Raw genomic sequence first — 19,083 nt, 5'->3', positions numbered from 1 at the left:
CGTCGGCGCCCGGGTCCGTCGGCGCCTACGTCCTGTCGGCGCCCAGGTCCCGTCGGCGCCTAGACGAGCGCGCCGACGATGCCCGAGGCGGAGCCGATGAGCAGGCACGCGCCCAGCACGAAGCCGAGTCCCCGGGCGTGTTCGCGGCCGCCGCCCTTGGAATGGTCTACCGCCATCCGGGCGGCGACGCCGAAGATGCCCGCGACGCACAGGGCGGTGACGCTCCAGGCCACCCACTTCAGCACCTTCAGCAGGTCGTTGGCTCCGGGCGGTGCCTCTCCCCCGCCGACGTCGGGCACGCCTGAGGGCTGCGGGGAGGCTGCGGCCACATGGGCCAGATACGGGGAGGCGTCCGTCACGGCCGCCAGCAGGCTGGACAACTCGATACCTTCCTAGGCGAGTTGGGTGAGTCGCTTCAGGTCGCGCGCGAGGGACACGCACTCCTTGGGCAGTTGCGGCAGATGCGTCTCGCCGAGCCGCCAGGGCTCCACCCACGGGATTTCCCACAGTCGGGGCACGGCGCCGGAGACCAGCCGCACTCGGTCCCGCAGGATCCGGGGGCGTCGGCCGGGGGCGTCGGCCACGACGACCAGGCCCAGCAGGTCGACGCCGGTGACCATGCGCGAGGCCCACTGCTGAGCGGCGTTCTGCGCGGCTCCGAGGCCGTGCGCGCTGGAACGGGCGACCAGCACGACCGGCTCCGGCTCCCCGGTGGCCGGCCAGGCGCGGCCCGAGTCCCGGCCACCGGGCACGGCCCGCTCCAGCGTGCTGACACCGGCGCCGCCGTGCACGCCCAGCCACCACCACGCCAGCCCGTCGTCCGGCCGCGGCCGGGTGACGGGCAGTGCCCGCTCCGGCCGCGGGACTCCGGCACCCTGAGGTGCCGCCGGGCCGGTGAGTCCGGTGGTCGCGCCTTGAACCGATTGCCGGGGTTTCCCGTTGGTGCCCCCCGGAGGGCCCGGCTGCGGCAGCCAGGGATTGACCACCTGCGCATCCCCTGCCAAGGAACCTCCTTCGACCGCCGACACAACAGGCCAAGCATATACATAAGTTGACAATAATCCGCAAATACATCTTTTGTACCTTAGGAAGCATAAGGATTGATTCGCCCATGTCGGATCACAGGACTCTCCCGGAGGCAGCGGATCATGCGGGGTGCCACAGATGAACGGCCGCCCCGGCCGGGCGGGACCGGCGACGCTGGTCACGGGATGCGCTGTCCTGGGGCTGGTCGGCTCCCTGGTCTGTCTGTCGGTGCTGGGGGCCGTGGGCCGGGAACAGGACTCCGCACCGGTGGGGTTCACCCCCGGGCTCAAACCCGGGCGCGTACCGCCCGAGTACGTGTCGTGGATCAAGCGCGCCGGCGAACTCTGCCCGGAGGTCAGCGCTCCGCTTGTGGCCGCGCAGATCGAGGCGGAGTCCGGCTGGAACCCCACCGCCGTGAGCCCGGCCGACGCCCGGGGGCTGAGCCAGTTCATCCCCGCCACCTGGGCGACGTGGGGCGTGGACGCGGCCGGCAAGGACGGCGGTTCGCGACCGGACGGTACCGCCGACCCGTTCACCCCTGGTGACGCCATCATGACCCAGGCCCGCTACGACTGCTGGCTCGCGGACGAGGTCAAGGAGATGCGCCTCGGCGGCGACCTCACCCGGTTGATGCTCGCCGCCTACAACGCGGGCCCCGCGGCGGTCAAGGAGTACAAAGGCGTGCCCCCGTACCCGGAGACCCAGAACTACGTCACCAGAATCATCACGGCGATGGCCCGGTACAGCGGCGGCCAACCGGGCGAGGCGAACGGCTCGTTCGGCAGCCGGGTGGTGGCCGGTGCCAAGAAATGGCTCGGCACCCCGTACTCGTGGGGCGGCGGCGGGCCGGAGGGCCCCGGGCGCGGATTCGCGCAGGGCGCGGACACGGTCGGGTTCGACTGCTCCAGCCTCGTGCAGTACGCGGTCTACCACGCCAGCGGCGGCGCGATCCTCCCGCCACGCGTCAGCCAGGCCCAGGTCACCTCCGGCAAGGCCGTACCCCGCGACGGCATACGGCCCGGCGACGTGATCGGGTTCCAGCTCGGCGACAGCTACGACCACATCGGCATCTACATCGGCCAGGGGCAGTTCATCCACGCACCGAAGACCGGTGACGTAGTCAAGATCAGCAGCCTCGACGACCCTTACTACGCCGGCAAGCCCCAGAAAGTGAGACGGTTCGGATGACGTCCTCCAGCCCGCGGGGTATCACCGCCGCGGCGGCGACAGTGCTCACGCTCACCCTCGCCGCGAGCGGGTGCGGTTCGGACAGCGGCGGTGAAGAGCGCGCACGCTCATCGACGCCGTCTCCCGCCGCGACCGGCACCGGCCCGTATCCGACTCCCTCCGCCGCCCGCACCACCGCACCCGAGTCCCCGAGTTCCCGGCCCACCGGCACGCCCAGGGGAGGCACACCCCGCCCCGGCGACGTCGAACAGACCGACGCCGACGCGGTGAGCCGGGGCGTGCTCACCGCGCTGTGGACGTTCGACACCGCCGTCGACCGCGGTCCTCACGACGCCGAGCTGCGCGCGGCGGACGCGGGCTGGCTGACCGAGGCGTACGCGAACCGGCTGCGCTCGCGGCAACCCCAGTCGGACCCCGGCGCCCAGTGGCAGGAGTGGGTCCGCCACCGGGCCTACGGCACCGTCGAGCTGGAGCAGGCCGAGGAGGCCGCCAAGCCCACCGACACCGGCACCGAGGCGTGGCGGCAGTGGACCGTCATCACCACCCCGTCGGGGCGCGACCAGTGGACCGGCCGGCCTGTCCCCGTCGCGGCATACGTACACCTCACCCGCGCGGCGGCCGGCACGGCATGGCGGGTCGCCGACGTCATCGTCCGTTAGCCCCCGGACGTCTCCGTCCACCAGCACGAAGGAAACCGCATGCCCACGACGCGCGAGCCCGCGGACATACCCGCCTGGCCGGTCTACGACCTCACCGTGCACGACGACGGCCGGGTCCTCTCCTCCGGCCCTCTGATATCCACGTCGGGGCACTCCACCCGGGCCGCCGCCGTGCACACGGTGGCCGACGTGGCCGCCAGGCTCGGCCGTCCCGTGCGGGCCAGGGCCACCGAACCGGACGGCACCGTATGGCACCTGACCATCTCACCCGACGGAGAAGTGGGCGAGATCCCGGGCGATGGCCCGCGCGCCGCGGTGCCGAGGAAGCGCCACGCGAAACGCGCGGCGAAGGCGGCTGCCACCGATCCGGCGGCAGCGGCCTCCGAAAGCTCCGGGGCCGGATCCCGCGCACGGATGGGGCCCGGAGCACGCACGGATTCCCTGTCCCAGGTGGTGGAGTCCCTGTCCCAGGTGACGGACCACCTCGAGGCGGGCCGTGTCGACCAGGCCACCAGTCTCGTCGCGCAACTCGACGAGCAGGCCGCGAGCGCCCTCGGGGTCTCCCACCCCGACGCACTGCGCATCCGCGAGGTCCGGGCCCGGGTCACCGCCCTGGCCGGGGACCCGGTCGGCGGCGTCCGGTTGTACCGCGACGTGGCCGAGCGCTGGTACTACCAAGGGGACGGCGAGCAGGCTGAGGCGGTGGCGGGCCGGGCCGAAGCGCTGTGGCGGCAGATCACCGACCCGGAGCAGGCGCTGTCCGCCGGGGACGCCGTGATCCGCATGCGCAACCAGATCCCGGGCAGCGCCGGCGACGCGCTCACCGCCGCCGTGGCACACCAGGCGCGGCTGATGGAGGCCCACACGGCCCGCAGCGCACCCAATACGCCCCACGCGCCTCACGCGCCCAGTGCCCACGACGCGAACGGGCCCGGGACGCGGGAACCCTCCGTGGCGAAATCACCCGCGCTGCCAAGGCCCCGTCCCGTCCTGACCTGGGAACGGCCCGCGGTGCAGGCCCGGCCGATGGGGTGAGCGAAGACCTCGAAACCCCCGCCCGGTCCCGCGTCACGCCGCGGACGGGTACGCCCACTCGGGCTTCTCACCGACCTCGTCGTCGGCGCTCTCGACGACGCCCATGGCCAGCCGCAGGGCACGTACCGCGTGATATGTCCGCGACTTGACGGTGCCCGGCGGAATACCGAGCAACTGGCCCGCCTCCCGCGTCGACCTGCCCGAGTAGTACGTCTCGTACAGCACTTCCCGATGCTTGGGCGACAGTTGCCGGAAAGCCTCCCTGAGAAGCAGGGAGGAGAGCAGCCAGTCCACGTCGTCGGGACTGATCACCAGGTCGTCCAGCCAGGCCATGCCACTGACCTCCTGGGGGCGCGTCATACGCAACCGGTAGTCGTCGATGACGAGGTTGCGGGCCACCCTGAACAGCCACGGCCGCAGCGGCTGGCCGGCGTTCAGGTCCTGCGTGCGCCAGCAGCGCAGGAGCGTCTCCTGCACCACGTCCTCTGCCCGGTACCCGTCACCCCCCAACAGCCGTACCACGTAGGCGTACAGAGGGCCCGCCTGCTCGGCGTAGAGCGTGCGCAGCGCGCGTTCCCGGGCGCTCTCCGTCCCCGAGGAACCGATCATGGTCCAACTCACGTTCGTGCTACTCCCTCGATTCGTGACCTCGTGGAGGCCATGCCTCCAAGCGGGGCTCGGAGGCCGCGATTCGGGGTGAGTGTTTCGAGCGGAGTTCCACATCGGTTTGACGTTCGATTGACTTGGGTAGCAGCCGATTCCGGCGATCCGGAGGTCCGGATACCGCGGCGACGGAAGCGGCTCTTCCGTGACATACGCGCCGCTGACCTGCGCGTTCCCTCTCAGGTCGCTCCGGTTTCCGGCGTGGCTACCGCGGCGGAGAGGGCGTGTATACGGCGCTTGACGTCACGCATCAATTTGGCGTCCTCCGCGGCGTCACCGCCCTGCTCCGCAACCCCGGACCACACGGCGAGCAGCTCCCGCCCGTGGTCGGCGGCGGATGCCGGGTCGTCGATCAGCCGCCAGGCGGCGAGGGCGCGCATCAGTTCCTCATGAGCGCGGGGGTCACCCTGCCGGTGGCGGATCCGGGCGAGTTCGAGGCACATGGTGGTCGCGGCGGAGTAATTCCCGCATCGGTGTGCCGTAAACGCGTCCAGCGCCTGTGCTTCGAGGGTGAAGGGGTGCTCGTCGCCGAAGGTACGGGCCGCGTGTCCCCGCAACCGGAAGGCGAGCGCCGCGGCGCGTTCGAGAGCGCCGGCGTCCATGGCACGGGTGATGTGCGTCACGAAGTCGGCGAGTTGGTCCGGCACCGCCTGGACACCGGTGTCCCCTCCGGGGCCCTGTTTACCGTCAGCGGACGGGATCGCGTCCGGGGACGGCCTGGTGGCCCAGGGCGGTTGCGCCGACCGGGGTTCGGCCAACGGCGGGTCGGCCGACGGCCATTCGGCCAGCGCGGGGCCGGCCGGAAGCGGCTCGGAGTCCGGCGGGGGGTCGGCTCGGCGCGGCCCGGGGGGAGGTCCTGGATCCGGCTCGTGCTCCTCTCGCTGTCCCTCGTACCACACGATCCGGCTCGACCCGTCGAGAGCGACCTCGATGCGGGTGAGGTCCCCCGCCTGCCGGTTGTCGATCACCGCCTCGACCGGTTCGCCCCGGGCCCGCGCGTGGCGGTGCAGCGTGTCGAGCACGGCGGTGTGGACCGGTTCGCCCGCAGGTACGCGGAGGGGATCGCCGTCGAGGACCACGGTGCCGTTGCGGCGCATCAGCACCTCGAAGGGGGAGGGCGACCGCCGCGATGTGTCGTCGTGTGGGGCGTGGTCCTGCCGGCCCTGGCGGGCCCGTTCGCCGGACACGGTGCTGCTCCTCGCTGTACTGGTCACTGTCCGTCCGTGGGAATCGACGACCCGCTGGGCATGGGCGCTGGGCTCATGGTGGGGTAGTCCTCCCCCTCCGGCGGTTTCATGACACCGGCGTACAAGGCGAACGAGCTCCTGACGCCGGTGACGTAACCGTTCGCGGGGGAGCCATCCGGAATGCCCTTCGCCTCCTTGATCGTGTCGAGGCCGACGTCGTACGCGGCCAGGGTCAGGTCGAGGGGGTCACCCTTGACCTGCTTGGTGTCGAGGAGCGTGTCGATCTGCTTGGCCAGCGAGCACATGTACCGGCCCTGCGCCATGATCGAGTCCTCGGGGTCCAGGCCCGAGGTCTTGTCGTTGTCGTTCTCGTCCTCGCCGAATTCCTCGAACTTGTCCGGCGGCACCTGGGAGATGCCCTCGGCCCCGTCGGTGCCGACCAGCTTCTTGTTCCACCCGGACTCCAGCTGGATCTGCGAGGCGATGACGACGGGGCCGATCTGTGAGCACAATTGCCCGGCGTCCCGGACGGTAGTCAGCAGGTCCTGGGGCACGGCCGGGGAGTACAACTCGTCCCGCCCGTCGCCGCTGTTGACCGCCACGACCTGGTCGCTCTTCCCGCCCCCACCGTCATCGCCTCCGCCGCAGGCCTTGAAAAGGTCACAGATGATCACAAGGGGCCAAAAAAGGTGCCCAATGCCAGAAACGATGAGCGCCCCTGCGAGCAAAAGCAGCATTATGGGAAACATAATGCATCCCGCCGCTGCCCCGAGGCCGATGACCAGCAGCGCCGTGTTCGTCGACTTCGCATGGGAGGCCTCCGGCGACTCCCCGGAACTTCCACTCACGACCGGTCACATCCCATTCGCTCAACTGCCGACACCCGACCCGCACGACACGCGTCACCGGAGACCTTGAACCAGGTCGCCCGATTTCCCGTAGTGGCTGCCCGACGGACCGCCGCGAGCCCCGCATGCCGCAACGGACACAGCGGCCCATCAGTTCAATGCGAATCCGTCGCGTGACGTGAAACGAGGGAAGGAGTGGACGCACATGGGCGTCCCTTCGGCGCCGTCCGGCGGCCCGCAGTTGTGGGCCCGCGGACCGACCACGAAGCAGGCTGCCCCGGCACCCGGCGCGCCGACCGCACCATCGGGGCGCCCGGCACGGGCCACGCCAACCGCGCCGGCCAAGCGCTCGGCACCGGCCGCGCCGTCCACACGCGAGGCGCCTTCCCGGCGCACCTCGCGGGCCGCGCGGGCCGCGCCGTCCTGGCCCGCCGCACCGACCGAACAGGCGCCGACGCGGCACCGGGGCCATCAGGTCGCCTGGGTCAGCGCGCACGGCGGCGCGGGCGCGAGCACGCTCGCGCGCGTGCTGGGCGGCGCGGACGTGGGCCGCCGATGGCCCGATCCGGCCCGGGGCGAGCCCGGACGGGTCCTGCTCGTCGCGCGCACCCACGCCGCGGGAACCCGGGCGGCCTCCCAGGCCCTGAACGCGCTGCGCATGGCCGAGCACCCCGCGGGAGTGGGGCTCATCGCCGTCGTGCTCGTCGCCGACGCACCGGGGCGGCTGCCGCGCGCACTCGGCCGACGGGTGCGTGTGCTGCGTTCGGCGGCCAAGGTCCACCGCGTGCCCTGGATCCCGGCCTGGCGCGCCGGCGAGGACGTCGAGCGGCTTCCGAGGGAAGTACGCATGCTGGCCTCGCTCCTCGCGGCCCCGTCCGGGCGTGCGGGGAGGTCGCGATGAACCTGGCCAAGGAGTTCGACCCGTCACAGCACGGGGGCGACGCTCTGATCGGCTACTTGGCATGGGCCGTGACCGCCTGCGCCGTGGCAGGCCTGATCGTCATCGGCATCCAGATGGCCATGCGACTGCGCCGCGGCGAGGGCGCGGAATATTACCGGGAAGGGGTCGTCGTGGCCGTCGCCTGCATCCTCGGGGCCGCAGCGGGTCCGCTCGTCGAATTCCTCGTCGTGCCCTACCTCATCTAAGAGCCCACGCACCTTCTCAAACGACTCATTGCGACAACGGAGAATCCATGAAAGACGCCCTGCTCTCCCTCTATGTCCACGGGCAGACGTACCTCGCCGATGGAGGTGACGGCACCGGTAAGGTCCCCAAGCCGACGAGGAACGCGCCCGACGGGCTTGCCAGCGCGGTCGACACGGTGTTGGGCGTCCTCGCCTGGGCCGGCACCGCCGCCGGTGTGGCGGGCATCCTGATCACCGGAGTGATGATGGCGATGTCCGTGAAGCGCGGAGAGGGCTCCGAACACCTCAGCCGCCTGGGCATGGTTCTCGGCGGCTGCGTCCTGGTGGCCACCGCGGGGCCCATCGTCACGTTCTTCTTCGCGGAGAATCCCGACGGCGGGGGCGGCGGGCAGTAGTCGAGCGTAGAAAGAGATCACCGACGTGTTCGGCTCGCGACGAAAACAAGTCCCGCCCGACGGTCCCTTCTACAAACAGCGTGCCTGGATCAACTCCGCCGCGTTCCTGGGGTTTCTCGTGACCATGTCGTTGCTGGCACTCCTGACGAGTGGGACGGACGACCAGGGCGCCGACACCACGGCCGACAGCCGGGACACCTCAGCCCCGGACCCCCTGGCCGGGGTCAGCGGCCCGCTGTCCCCCGGCGATCCGCAGCACCTCCGCCATGGCCCGGACGGGCGGCCGGAGAACTGCCGCACCGACGACCGGGACACCTCGCGGCCGACCGCCGAGCCCGCGGACATGCGGTGGAAGAAGCTGGGCGCCATCATGGTGCCCAGCTCACCGTCGGCCGGACCGCTGCGCGCCGAAGCGGGGATGTGGTGGTGCTTCGCCCGCACGCCCATGGGGGCGGTTCTGGCGGCGCACATCATTCCCGTTCAGATGAGCGGTGCCGCCTGGCGCACCGTCGCGGAACAGCAGCTCGTGCCCGGCGAGCCGCGCGACAAGTTCGTCGCCGACAAGGCGACGACCGACCAGACAAGCCAGGAGAACAGCGCCATCGAGAGGTTCGCCGGCTTCTCCTTGTCCTCGTACTCGCGCGACACCGCGACCGTGCGGCTGCTCATCGCCAGTCCTGTTGGCGGCTACCTGTCGATGTCGGTCTCCGTGCGCTGGCGCGACGGCGACTGGAAGGTGATGCCGCAGGACGACGGTGCCCCTTACTCACCCGCGAAGCAGGCGGCGCCCAGCGGCTTCGTCATGTGGGGAGGCTGACATGTACTTGGCCGAGAAATGCGACCATACGGTCGATTTCCTCGGGATGTTCTCGAATCCCGTCGGCGAGTTGGTCAAGACCGTGGCCCAGCTCGCGATGAGGAGCGCCCTCAACATCTTCGAGGGCATCGCCGGCGTGCACCCCAGGTCACACGACAAGACCTCATCGAACGTGATCAGCGGCGAAATACGGTGGCTCATCGTCTATCTCTCAGTCGGGTCGCTCCTCTTCGCCGCGGCCAAGATGGCTCTGGACCGCAAGGCCGACGCCGGCCGGACCGCGCTGAAGGGCATGGTGCGCGTCATCGTGGTCAGCGCGGCGGCGTCCAGTGTGATCTCCACGTTCGCCGTCCTCATGGACGATTACGCCGACCACCTCTTGGGCGAGGCCCTCGACAAGTTGATGAGCGGCATCGATTGCAGCGGCAATATCGGAAACATGCTGCTGCTGATCATCGCGTGCCTCCTGATCCTCTCCGGCATCGCCCACACGATCCTGCTGTACATCCGGCTCGGCGTGATGATCCTTCTGATGGGCACGCTTCCCCTGGCCGCCGCCGCGTCCATGACGGACTGGGGCGGCACGTGGTGGCGCAAGCACGTCGGCTGGATGGTCGCCTGGCTGCTGTACAAGCCGACGGTCGCTCTCGTGCTGTATGCGGGGGCCGTCATGATCGACGAGGCGGGTGGCGACCAAGTCGACATCCAGATCGCGGGAATGGGCCTGCTGCTGCTGTCGGCCATCGCCCTGCCGGCGTTGATGAGAGTGGTTGTCCCGGCGACGGCCGCCCTCGGCAACGACTCGTCCGGAAAATCCGGCGATGGCGCCATGGGCGCCCTCGCCTCCGGAGCGTCGTCCATGGGCGGCCAACTCGCCATGACTGCCGCGATGATGGGTGGCGGTGTCGGTGGCGCCGCGGCCGGCGGCAAGAAGGCCCAGGGAGCCAAAAACTCCGAGGGGTCTTCCAGCGCGGACGAGTCCTCGGGCTCCGGCGGCGAATCGTCCGGTGGCTCCGGCGGCGGATCGTCCGGCGGGTCCGGTGGCGGGTCGTCCGGCGGGTCCGGAGGGGGGTCGTCCGGCGGGTCCGGTGGCGGGTCGTCCGGCGGGTCCGGTGGCGGGTCGGGTAACGGCTCCGGCGGCGGAGGCGACGAAGAAGAGCACCAAGAAAGCGGCAAAGGCGGCGGAGGCGCGCTCAAGGGCATGGCGGGCCCCATGGCGGTTTCGGCCGGCATCATGGCGGTGACCACGGCGGCGACCGTGGCGGCGCAGGTGGCGTCGCAGAAGGTCCAGGACGGCGAAAATACCGCCAAGAGCGCGGTCGAGGGCGCCGATGGGGAGAAGGGCCTGGGGGACCCGTCGGGGAGCCGCGGGGACCCGAACTCCTGACCGGGCCGGGTACGACGACGGCCTTCCCCCGGGGCCCGTCGTACCCGGCCCTCATCTCCCGTCCACCGGCCCTCACGAGATCCATCCACACGGAAAGGGAAAGCAGGTACGCCCATGTCCACCCAAGCCGCCACAGTCGACCCCACCTACGGGAACTGGCGCAGACCGCGGCGGCCCGGCCTGGGCCCGTTCGGACTCGTCGGCACCATCGGGGTGTTCGGCGGGCTGGTCTTCGACCTGATCATTTCGCTGATCTCGCTGCCGTTCACGCTGATCATCGTCGTGATCCAGTTGTTCCTCCTGTTGCCGCTGGCCGTGCGCACACAGGACGGGCGCAACGTCTACCAGCTCATCGCCGTGCGCATCGGCTGGTCCCGGCGCAAGGCCAAGGGGGCGACCGCCTACGTCGCCGGTCCGCTGTCCCAGCGGCCGGGCGGCTCGTTCCGCCCCCCGGGACTGCTCAGCCGCGTCAAGGTCATGGAAGGCAGGGACGCCTACGACCAGCCGTTCGGCGTACTGCACCACCGCGGCCGCAACCTGTACACCATCGTGCTCGGCTGCGAACCCGACGGCGGGTCCTTGGTCGACCCCGAGCAGATCGACACCTGGGTGGCGGGGTGGGGCCACTGGCTGGCCCGGCTGTCCAACGAACCGAACCTGCGCGGGGCCTCCGTCGTGGTGGAGACCGCCCCGGACACGGGAAGCCGGCTGGCCGCCGAGGTGCTGCCGCGCATCAGCCCCGACGCCCCGGCGGCGGCGCGGGCCGTGATGGAGGAGGTGGTGGAGCGGTATCCGACCGCGTCCTCGGAGATGCACACCTACATCTCGCTGACCTACGGCATGCCCCCCGGGCAGAAGCGCAAGAGTGAGGACATCATCGCCGACCTCGCCGTCCGCATCCCCGGTCTGCTGACGGGAGTGGTGAGCGCGGGTGGCGGCCCCGCCTCCCCCCTGTCGGCCGAGCGCATCGCCGAAGTCGTACGGGTGGCCTACGACCCGGCCGTGGCGGGGGATGTCCTCGAAGCCCGCGCCGCTCACGGCGGCACCGGCCTGGACTGGAACGACGCCGGTCCCGCGGCGGCCGTCGAGAAGACCAACGCGTACCAGCACGACTCGGGGGTGTCACGGACCTGGATGCTCACCGTCGCGCCGCGCGGCACCGTGCGCGCCCAGGTGCTGCGCGGTCTGCTCGCGGACGCGCCCGGCACCCGTCGCAAGCGGGTGGCGCTGCTGTACCGGCCCATCGACCCGGCGACCTCGGCGCGCATCGTCGAAGCCGACCGGAGGGCCGCGCAGTTCATGGCCACCTCGCGGCGCGGCATGGTGCAGGCGCGGGCCGCCCATGAGGTGCGCGCCACCGAGCAGACGGCGGTGGAGGAGGCGACCGGCGCCGGCCTGGTGGAGTTCTCGCTGATGGTCACGGTGACGGTCGACTCCGACGCCGACCTCGACGACGCGAACACGACGGTGCGCAATCTGCTGGCCGGGGCACGGCTGTTGATGCGCCCGGCCGACCGGATGCAGGCGGCGGCGTTCAGCTGCACGCTGCCGGCCGGGATCCTGCCGTGGGAGTACACGCTGGTGCCGCGCGAGCTGAAGGAAGCACTGTGAGAACCAAGGACGACGCGAGCGACACAGGCGAGATCACCTACAAGGACGAGGACCCGGACCGGAAACCCGAGAAGAAGAACAAGGGGAAGGGAAAGGGGAAGGGGAAGAAGCCCGTCAAGCCCAGGGAGGAGCCGTTCAACACGCGCGGCTGGCCCGGCCCCGGCGGCGGCCAGGTCGCCAATGTGGATCCGCCGTCGATGTGGCGGGCCACCACCGTGCAGGCGTGCGGACTGTGGCCGTTCGCGGCCGGCTCGGGCGCGCCCATGAGCGGCGTCCCGCTGGGCCGGCACCTGTACACCGGTGCCACTGTGTGCGGCGACCCGCTGTCGTGGTTCACCCGTGCCCACTACATCTCCAACCCCTCGCTGTTCATGCTCGGCATGCCGGGCTTGGGCAAGTCCACCCTGGTCAACCGCATGCTCATCGGCCTGGCCGCCACCGGTGTGGTGCCGCTGGTGCTGGGTGACCTCAAGCCCGACTACGCCGACACCGTGCGCGCGCTGGGCGGCCAGGTCATCTCCCTCGGGCGCGGGGTGGGCGGCATCAACGTCCTCAACCCCGGGGCCATGGGCGCCGCCGCGCGGCGCATCGGCGGCGAGGCCGGGCGGGTGCTGGCCGCCGAGACCCACGGCCGTGTCCTCAACATGGTCGCCGCGCTCATCACCATCGTGCGTGGCCGTGCCATGGACGACCACGAGCAGTCCGTGCTCTCCGCGGCGCTGCACCATCTGCGCGAGCGCACGCCGCCGGACCGGCAGCCGCTCCTGCCCGACCTGCTGCGCATCCTCACCGAAGGGCCGGACCGGGTGCGGGCGGTGACCCTGGACCGCGGGGACGAGACCCGCTACCGCGACGCCGTGGACCCGCTGCACCGGTCGCTGCTGGGCATCCTGGACGGGCCGCTGGGCGACACGTTCGCCTCCGAGACCTCCACCCGCATCGACCTCGACGCGTCCGCGGTGTGCGTGGACATCTCCCGGATCGGGGAGGCCGACACCCAGCTCACCGCGGCGGCGATGCTGGCGGCCTGGTCCGACGGACTGGGCGCGGTGGCCGCCTCCCACGCCCTGGCGGACGCCGGACTACGGCCCCGGCGCTGGTTCTTCACCGTGCTCGACGAACTGTGGCGACCGCTGCGCTCGGCCTCCGGCATCGTCGACCGCATCGACGCCCTGACCCGGCTCAACCGCACCCTCGGCCTGGGCGACGCCAAGATCACCCACACCTTGAAGGACGCCGAGGCGCTGGGCACCGACTCCGACCGGGCCAAGGCGCGCGGCTTCGTCGAACGCGCCGGCATGGTGGTGTGCGCGGGGCTGCCGCGCCAGGAGATGGAGGAGCTCGGCCACATCGTCGGTCTCTCCCGTCGGGAGATCGAACTGGTCTCCTCCTGGTCCTCGCCCCCGGGCTGGGCCGCGCACGGGGACCGTGAGGAGCCGCCCGGCCGCGGCCGCTTCCTGATCAAGGTCGGTGGCCGGCCCGGCATCCCGATCCAGGTCGCCATCACCGACACCGAGCGGCATCTGCACGACACCAACAAGCGCTGGGCGCCGAACGAGCCCGTCGGCGAGAAGGCGTCCGGGCGCGCCCCCAGCCTCTCCAAACAGCCGCAGCCGGGCAGGGGGTGAGCCATATGAACCAAGCCGCGGCCAAGGGCCGGACGTACGGCAGCGAGCTGATGCCGTGGGCGATCGTCCTGGTGGCGGGCGTGGGCCTGGTGCTCTTCGGCGGCGTGTGGCTCGGCGGAACCCTGGGCGCGGTGGTGACCGGCTCGGGCTGGCACCCTCCGCCGTTCACTCTGGTGACGTTCGGCACCCTGCTCACCGACGGCCCGAAGAGCCTCTGGCCGGACGCGTCGCCGGTCGCCGTGGTCGCCGGTATCGTCCTGGTCTTCGGCGCGGCGGGCGCCCTCGGCGTGCTGGCCGTGCAACGGGTGATGCGGTGGGCGTCCCGGTCCAAGGGGCTCGCCGGGAAGCGGGAACTGGCCGCCATGTGCCCGGACGGCATCGCGGCGCGCGCCCGTGATCTGCGTCCCTCGCTCAAGGGCCGGGAGCACCTCCACCCCGACGAGACGGGCAACCTGCTCGGCGACCTCGATCCCAGCGGCCCGGAACTGCGCTCCTCGTTCGAGGACGTGGAACTGGACCTGATGGCCCCACGAGCCGGCAAGTCCACCGGCATCGCCGTTCCGCGTGTGCTGCGCGCACAGGGGGCGGTGCTGCTGACCTCCAACAAGTCCGACGTCTACGCCGTCACCCGGGCCGAACGCGAGAAGGCCGGCAAGGTGTGGACGTTCGACCCGCAGGGCATCGCCCACACCCCGCGCGAGATGTGGTGGGACCTCCTCTCCGACTGCCACACCATCGAGGGCGCCCGCCGCCTGGCGGGGCACTTCGTCGCCTCCGTCAACGACGACCAGTCGAAGAAGGACTTCTTCATCTCCGCGGGCCAGAACACCCTCACCGCCCTCTTCCTCGCCGCCGCCCGTGGAAAGGCCACGGTGCCCGACGTACTGACCTGGCTCGCCAGCCCCGCCGATCGCACACCGATCGACCTACTGCGGGACGTCAACATGCTCGCCATGGCCGAGCAGTTGCAGGGCACGGTCCGGGGCGCGGTGGAGACCCGCGACGGCATCTACGAGACCGCCCGGCAGTGCGTGTCCTGCCTGCTCGACCCGGACGTCCTGGCCTGGGTGACGCCCGATCCCACGCGTCCGCAGTTCAAGCCGCACATGCACGTGCTGGGCAAGGACACCTTGTACCTGCTGTCGAAGGACGGCGGCGGCTCGGCCGCGGGCGTGATCGCGGGCCTCGCCGACGCGACGATGCGCGCGGGCGTGGTCGCCGCCGAGCGGATGGGCGGTCGGCTCGACCCGCCGATGACCGCGGTCCTCGACGAGGCCGCCAACGTCTGCCGCATCTCCGACCTGCCCGACCTGTACAGCCACTTCGGTTCGCGCGGCATCAACGTGGTCACCCTGCTTCAGAGTTACCGCCAGGGCAGCCGGGTCTGGGGCGACGCGGGAATGGACGCCCTGTGGAGCGCGGCCACGGTCAAGCTGCTCGGCGCGGGTCTGGACGACGCCGACTTCGTGGAGAAGGTCTCCAAGCTCGTCGGCAACCACGACGTGCGCACCCCGTCGATCTCCAAGAGCAAGGACGGCACCTCCCGCTCCTACTCCTACCGGCTGGACCCGGTGCTGCCCGCCGACCGCATACGGGCGCTGCCCAAGGGCACCGCCCTGCTGCTGGCCACCGGTGTGCGGCCCGCGCTGATCCGGCTGCGCCCCTGGTACAAGGAGCCGGGCGCGGGCGCCATCTCGGCGGCGGCCAAGGCCGAGACGGCCGCCATCACCGAGCGGGCCGCCCGCGCCTGGGCCGGCACCCCGACGGCCGCCGAAGCCCCGACCAGGTGGCAACGGGGAGCGGTACCGCTGGAGAAGCCGTAGCCCGGGAGGGGGCAGGGCCTGCGCGCGAGCGATGACGCCAAGATCCCGGGGCGATGTGGGCCGCAGGAGGTCTCGACCGCCACCGGGATGGGGCTCCTCTCGGATGTGGCCGACGCCGAGACCTCCAACGGGTCACTTAATAATTGGCCGCTGCGACGGAGACTGCGTTCCAGTGCTCGGCTGCTGGGCGGGCGGCTGGGGAGCGCTCGCGTTCACATCCCGCACGGTGTGCTGCGCTCCCGAGGTCGTCGACTGCCCCATGACCCTGCTCCAGTGCGCGGGGTTCTGTGACGTCCCGGGCAGTTGCCCCGTAAGCCCCTGGTTAGCGATCAACTCCCCATAAGTCGTCGATAGCGCCTGCCGTTGTTCCTCCGCCTGCTTTTGAGCTTCCAAAGCCCTTGCCTGCCGTTGTTGTTGAGCTTCCAAAGCACTTAGATTCCGCAGGTATTCGTCCAATGGCATCGCGTGACGCTCCAATCGATGAATATGCCTTGATCTGTTTCATACCGCTGCTCGTCCCGTGAGAAGGAGGAACGGCAGGGTCCCGGGCCGTCCGTTCCAGAGCCCGTGGTCAATGCGCCTGCCTGCCGGAGAGATGGTGGTCCGTGGCCGGCAGCGGAGGAGAAGAATCGTCAGGGAGGGCGCGGGGAAGTCGGCCACGGCCAGGTCGAGCTGTACCTCGCAGCGATCCAGCGCGCGCTCGCAGGAGAAGGGCAGCACGGTCATCAGAATCCTGACGCCACGGGCGACCAGCGCCAGCCGGAGGGAGCGCACGCTCAGGCAGCAGCCCGGGACCGGGGTCGTACGGGCCCGGCTCCAGGCGGCCGTCAGCGTGAAGGTCCAGGCACGGGGCAACGGTCCAGCCGCAGGACGGGTTGACCTCCAGGACCTCGATGTCGCGGGCGAGGGTCTCCTGATCGGGCAGCAGGTCGTCGGCGCCGACGCAGCGCGGCAACCTTCCGCTGGCGCGCGCCAACCCAGCGTACGGGCTTGAGCGGCTCCACCCCAGCGGCCCGCCCCCTTCCAGATCCACGGTACGTCCCGGAGGGCATCTATCGACCCGCCCATCCTCCTGCACCACCCACTCGAGCTGCCAGCCCGCGGGGAGTTCCTGCTCGGAGAGACACTCGTACAGTTCGTGCATGTGGGCGTACCCGCCCTCGTGCACGGGTGTCAGAACAGTGATCCTCGTCATCAAGAGTCGTAACGTGGAGAGGGGCTGAGTGGTTCAGTGCTCGCGAGGCACGGCGACCTCGCCGCGTACGCGTCAAGGCCTGCGCGCCAGCGTCGCCGCGCGCGGCAGCCACTCGGCCGGTCCGTACCGTGCGCGGCCCAACAGCCATCTGCTGACCGCGAGTTGGGCCGCCTACAGGACGAGGCACCCGGCCGGCAGGACCGCGGTGCCGTGGCGGCCGTACCACGCCAGTCCGTAACCGGTGAAGACCATCGCCATCACCAGGGACTGGGTGAGGTAGTGGGTCAGGGACAAGCGACCGGCCCCGGCCAGTAATCCGGCGAGGCGACGGCCGGGCCGGGTCCACGAAAGCCGCCGTATGAGGAGCAGCAGGCCGCACGCGTAGGCCGCGGTCGGAGCGGGGGCGGTGAGCACTCCGACGGCCGAGCCGACGTCGTACCAGCGCGCGTCCAGCGGCCCGTTGCGGCAGATCGCCATGAACGCGCCTCCGGCCAGGCCGCCCGGCTGACCACTGACAACGATCTGCGCCATCCACGCGCGGTACCGGCCGGTCTCGGTGAGCAGCCCGCGCCAGCCCGCGGCAAGGCCCACCAGGAACGCCGCCAGCATGTCGACGTCGTACAGGACGTCCAGCCCATCCCGTCACGCAGCCACTCCAGATTGGCCCGGACGACCGACCCGGGACCGCCCCGGTAGGCCGCCACCACCTCACCCACCGCGGACGTGCCGTCCTGCGGACGCGGCAGTTCCACGAGGGCGACGGTGAGCAGGCCCCAGATCAGCAGTAACGCCGCGACTCCGGCGATGAGCCAGACCGCCAGAACTTGGCGCTGACCAGCGCCGTGACCAGCCACCCGGCCACCTCGTCCGCCCACGACACCACCGTCCCGCCCCCTGGACCCACGTGCGGCCCGGCCATGCTCTGGATGTTGACCAGGAGAATGCCCAGCAGTGCGAACCCGCGCAGGACGTCGACGTCCCGTACCCGGTCGCGCCCGGACACCGCCTCAGCGCTGGACAAGGTCTGGATACGGGGCGAGAAGTGCACGGTGGGCCTCCGTAGCCAATGCGCCGGCAGGACGGGAACGGGAAGAGCCGCGACCGGCCTGGGGCACCCGCCCACAGGCTCTTCGCCGACCGCGGTCGGGAGTTCACCACGGAAGCCCCTCGTCAACGGTTCAGTTCGCGGAGATGTGCGTAGGCGGTGAGCCCTGCGAAGATTCCCGCACATTGTGGCCTATGGAGCTTCTGGCTGAGCGCCACGCGCTGGGCACGGGCCCGGCGCCGCAGCGAACCGCGCCTCAGACATTGAGATGAAGCGCCAGTACATCCCGTCCGCAAGGAGCCGAGGCAGACGCCGCTGGAGCAGCCGGGCGGCCCGGCGGGCCATAGTTTCGCCATGCCGCAAACCCGGGCTTGTGGCGAACGTGCAGTTCACAACGGGCGGCCGCGCATGTCCCCGAGGAATACTGAACCGGGTCCGCTCCCGTCCCGTAGTGACGGCAAAGACAAGGACGTCCAACGGAGGGCTTGCCCGGCCTGCTGTATCAGGCAGGACACAGGCCGCCCCAACGCGTCAGCCACAGGACGGGCTGCCATGCGATGGACCGACACGACGAAAGGTGTTGAGGGCAGGCGATCAGGAGCGACAGGCCCCTGATCACGTCATGCCAAGCGGAGATCCGACAACAGGAGATCAACTGCGCTGGCACGTCGTAGATCAGTGACGCTGCCGTACTCCAGAGCAGAACAACAACTCGACGGAAGGAAGCAAGGCATGCCACCTCCTGGGAAGTTTAGGCGAAATCCTAGGGATTTTTACAACGACCCCGTTTCTCCCAGAAATTCGGTCGCCTCCTCGAGAAGGCCTGTTTCTCTTGCCGCCTCCGATGTTTCATACCTCGACGGGCTCGCTCCGGAAGAGGCGGAGATGGAGGCCCAATGGCTGCGAAAGGACCGGTCGGAGCCGGCCCGCCCAGAGGGCCCGGGACAAGAACCAGAGGGCCCGGGACAAGAAAAGGTACGACGAGCTCGCTATAATCCGAACCAAGAAGCCCGACAAGAAGCCCGGCGCGAAGCCCGGGACACTCACCAAATTCGAAGAGAGGTGATGAATGAATACAATCAGGATCCGGATGCATTTGTGCAGAGGGCGCAAGTCCGTCGGCAAGATGCGATAGCCGCTGTCGAAAGAGGAAGGATATCCGAACGACCGACGAGGCAAGATGCACGCCAAGTGCCGGTGGGCAATGATCCAAACGACCGGGTGGCTTTTCTGGAAGCCAACGCCAGGCCCCCCGTCGCCAGCGCCCAGAGCGGCCTGCCCTTCGGTCAAAGCTACAGCCAGGTAGGTCCGGACTCTAACGCGCAACGAGTGGCTTTCCTGAAAGGCAACTTCACGACGCCCGACCCCAGCGCCCAGAGCGGCCTGCCCTACGCTTCCTTCGCCTCGAACGTCCCATCCACTCAACCACT

18 protein-coding genes and 1 pseudogene are annotated in these 19,083 nt (G+C 70.5%); 11 read left to right on the top strand and 8 right to left on the bottom strand.

Annotated elements, in window-relative coordinates; translation table 11 throughout:
- Positions 1 to 59: 59 nt before the first annotated feature.
- A complete protein-coding gene (locus tag ACJX2R_RS31490; RefSeq protein ID WP_413102887.1) occupies positions 60 to 380 on the bottom strand; it encodes a hypothetical protein in 321 nt (106 codons plus the stop codon).
- A gap of 12 nt (positions 381 to 392) precedes the next feature.
- Positions 393 to 1,004 carry a DUF6668 family protein gene (locus tag ACJX2R_RS31485; protein ID WP_413102886.1) on the bottom strand — a complete coding sequence of 204 codons (612 nt, stop codon included), beginning with the start codon at positions 1,002 to 1,004 and terminating at the stop codon, positions 393 to 395.
- 160 nt (positions 1,005 to 1,164) lie between these two features.
- Between ACJX2R_RS31485 and ACJX2R_RS31480 the strand changes: the two genes are divergently transcribed.
- The 3 genes from ACJX2R_RS31480 to ACJX2R_RS31470 are packed head-to-tail and all read left to right on the top strand — an operon-like array spanning position 1,165 to position 3,908.
- Positions 1,165 to 2,214: an NlpC/P60 family protein gene (locus ACJX2R_RS31480; RefSeq protein WP_413102885.1), complete on the top strand. Its 1,050-nt coding sequence runs from the start codon at positions 1,165 to 1,167 to the stop codon at positions 2,212 to 2,214.
- Positions 2,211 to 2,873, top strand: a complete 663-nt coding sequence (locus ACJX2R_RS31475) for a hypothetical protein (protein ID WP_413102884.1) — start codon at positions 2,211 to 2,213, stop codon at positions 2,871 to 2,873. Before ACJX2R_RS31480 ends, ACJX2R_RS31475 begins: the two co-directional genes overlap by 4 nt.
- 39 nt (positions 2,874 to 2,912) lie before the next feature.
- Positions 2,913 to 3,908, top strand: a complete 996-nt coding sequence (locus tag ACJX2R_RS31470; RefSeq protein ID WP_413102883.1) for a hypothetical protein — start codon at positions 2,913 to 2,915, stop codon at positions 3,906 to 3,908.
- Positions 3,909 to 3,941: 33 nt separating this feature from the next.
- On the opposite strand, the gene ACJX2R_RS31465 is transcribed toward ACJX2R_RS31470, so the two are convergent.
- From ACJX2R_RS31465 to ACJX2R_RS31455, 3 genes are all read right to left on the bottom strand, one after another.
- Entirely contained in the window at positions 3,942 to 4,529 is a 588-nt protein-coding gene (locus ACJX2R_RS31465) for a sigma-70 family RNA polymerase sigma factor (protein ID WP_413102882.1), read from the bottom strand.
- Between the two features lie 221 nt (positions 4,530 to 4,750).
- Positions 4,751 to 5,758: a hypothetical protein gene (locus tag ACJX2R_RS31460; RefSeq protein ID WP_413102881.1), complete on the bottom strand. Its 1,008-nt coding sequence runs from the start codon at positions 5,756 to 5,758 to the stop codon at positions 4,751 to 4,753.
- Between the two features lie 23 nt (positions 5,759 to 5,781).
- Positions 5,782 to 6,360 (bottom strand): transglycosylase SLT domain-containing protein, encoded by a 579-nt coding sequence (locus tag ACJX2R_RS31455; protein WP_413102880.1) that lies wholly within the window; start codon positions 6,358 to 6,360, stop codon positions 5,782 to 5,784.
- 451 nt (positions 6,361 to 6,811) lie between these two features.
- On the opposite strand from ACJX2R_RS31455, the gene ACJX2R_RS31450 reads away from it, so the two are divergent.
- From ACJX2R_RS31450 to ACJX2R_RS31415, 8 genes are all read left to right on the top strand, one after another.
- On the top strand, positions 6,812 to 7,507 hold the full coding sequence (locus ACJX2R_RS31450) for a DUF6668 family protein (protein WP_413102879.1): 696 nt from the start codon (positions 6,812 to 6,814) through the stop codon (positions 7,505 to 7,507).
- On the top strand, positions 7,504 to 7,752 hold the full coding sequence (locus tag ACJX2R_RS31445; protein ID WP_413102878.1) for a hypothetical protein: 249 nt from the start codon (positions 7,504 to 7,506) through the stop codon (positions 7,750 to 7,752). Before ACJX2R_RS31450 ends, ACJX2R_RS31445 begins: the two co-directional genes overlap by 4 nt.
- A 47-nt stretch (positions 7,753 to 7,799) precedes the next feature.
- A complete protein-coding gene (locus ACJX2R_RS31440) occupies positions 7,800 to 8,147 on the top strand; it encodes a hypothetical protein (protein WP_413102877.1) in 348 nt (115 codons plus the stop codon).
- Between the two features lie 25 nt (positions 8,148 to 8,172).
- Complete coding sequence (locus ACJX2R_RS31435; protein ID WP_413102876.1) at positions 8,173 to 8,964, top strand: hypothetical protein; 792 nt, start codon at positions 8,173 to 8,175, stop codon at positions 8,962 to 8,964.
- A 1-nt stretch (position 8,965) separates the two neighbouring features.
- Positions 8,966 to 10,351 (top strand): hypothetical protein, encoded by a 1,386-nt coding sequence (locus tag ACJX2R_RS31430; protein WP_413102875.1) that lies wholly within the window; start codon positions 8,966 to 8,968, stop codon positions 10,349 to 10,351.
- A gap of 114 nt (positions 10,352 to 10,465) precedes the next feature.
- Positions 10,466 to 11,962: an SCO6880 family protein gene (locus ACJX2R_RS31425; protein WP_413102874.1), complete on the top strand. Its 1,497-nt coding sequence runs from the start codon at positions 10,466 to 10,468 to the stop codon at positions 11,960 to 11,962.
- A complete protein-coding gene (locus tag ACJX2R_RS31420) occupies positions 11,959 to 13,590 on the top strand; it encodes an ATP/GTP-binding protein (protein ID WP_413102873.1) in 1,632 nt (543 codons plus the stop codon). The genes ACJX2R_RS31425 and ACJX2R_RS31420 overlap by 4 nt, the downstream gene beginning before the upstream one ends.
- A gap of 5 nt (positions 13,591 to 13,595) precedes the next feature.
- Positions 13,596 to 15,413: a type IV secretory system conjugative DNA transfer family protein gene (locus tag ACJX2R_RS31415; protein ID WP_413102872.1), complete on the top strand. Its 1,818-nt coding sequence runs from the start codon at positions 13,596 to 13,598 to the stop codon at positions 15,411 to 15,413.
- Positions 15,414 to 15,914: 501 nt separating this feature from the next.
- Here ACJX2R_RS31415 and ACJX2R_RS31410 read toward each other — a convergent pair.
- The 3 genes and pseudogenes from ACJX2R_RS31410 to ACJX2R_RS31400 all read right to left on the bottom strand — a co-directional run bounded on the left by ACJX2R_RS31410 (position 15,915) and on the right by ACJX2R_RS31400 (position 17,656).
- The gene (locus ACJX2R_RS31410) at positions 15,915 to 16,268 is read right to left on the bottom strand and encodes a hypothetical protein (RefSeq protein ID WP_413102871.1); all 354 of its coding nucleotides are present in this window, start codon (positions 16,266 to 16,268) and stop codon (positions 15,915 to 15,917) included.
- Between the two features lie 412 nt (positions 16,269 to 16,680).
- Positions 16,681 to 17,139: pseudogene (locus tag ACJX2R_RS31405) on the bottom strand (DUF418 domain-containing protein).
- Between the two features lie 247 nt (positions 17,140 to 17,386).
- On the bottom strand, positions 17,387 to 17,656 hold the full coding sequence (locus ACJX2R_RS31400; RefSeq protein ID WP_413102870.1) for a hypothetical protein: 270 nt from the start codon (positions 17,654 to 17,656) through the stop codon (positions 17,387 to 17,389).
- Positions 17,657 to 19,083: the final 1,427 nt, after the last annotated feature.

Source organism: Streptomyces sp. Inha503 (genome assembly GCF_047215865.1).
GTDB lineage: Bacteria > Actinomycetota > Actinomycetes > Streptomycetales > Streptomycetaceae > Streptomyces > Streptomyces lycopersici.
The sequence above is the reverse complement of the archived record's forward strand: the minus strand, read 5'-3'. Positions and strand labels throughout refer to the sequence as shown.